Annotated in this window: 1 protein-coding gene; it reads right to left on the reverse strand. The window is 66.0% G+C overall.

The genetic code is table 11. The annotated features are described in order from the left end of the window. Nucleotides 1-361 precede the first annotated feature (361 nt). Nucleotides 362-508, reverse strand: coding sequence for a hypothetical protein (locus DWB68_RS16355; protein WP_158588346.1), 147 nt, complete (start codon nt 506-508; stop codon nt 362-364). Between the last annotated feature and the right edge of the window lie 292 nt (nt 509-800).

Here is an 800-nt window from a genome sequence, read left to right on the forward strand (position 1 = left end):
CGAACCTGCGCTAACCTGACCACGCGACCTGAGGAATTCCGATGAGCAACTCTGGGGAATTTCGATGAGCGCCATCAGTGTGGGGCACTCTCACCTGCCCGCTCGGTAGCAGCGGTCCTCGGCGTAGGCCTGGGCGAGGGTGTCGGAGGTGTTGGTCTCGGCCACTGTGGGCTCCTTCGGGCCGAGGGCTCTTCCTGTCCCCTAGATAGAGCGCCGGCTTTTGGGATGTTGCAGGGTTAGCGGCCGGCGGCGATGAAGGCCACAAGTTCCTTGTCCTCGAACACCTCGGCGTGCTCGGGGGGGGCGTCAGCCACTCCTCGACGCGCTTGGCCGCGGCGGCGATGAGGGACAGGCTGAACTTTCATGCGCCGGAGGCGCGGTGACCGATGATCGCCGCCCCGGCAACGACCAGGCCGGTTAGGACCAGGACGACGGCAACGCCGGCGGCGACCTGGCCTTCCGGGGCGGTCAGGGACGGGGTGCTCAGGTGGTACGTGAACTCGTTCATGCCCGGATAGAGCACGCTGGTTCGCGCGCCTAAACTAGGGCGAGTGAGTGTGCATCTTGTCCTTGGGACCGAAGTCAGACCCGAGGGCTCGAGGGCGTCTTCGGACGGGCGAGAGGCCGGGCAGGTTGAGGCCAGCGGGGACGACTACCAGCAGGCGCTCTCAGCGGCCCAGGCGCTTGTGCCCGAGGGGTGGCGCACGACGAGCATTCGTCGGGCCTAGGGCGTGTTGCTAAACACGTTCGGGGGCCTTGTGAGCGAGTCTTGGATGTGTGTCGCGTGATGTGATCTCTGA

The sequence above is a fragment of the Galactobacter valiniphilus genome, from assembly GCF_003575975.1.
Classification (GTDB): domain Bacteria; phylum Actinomycetota; class Actinomycetes; order Actinomycetales; family Micrococcaceae; genus Galactobacter; species Galactobacter valiniphilus.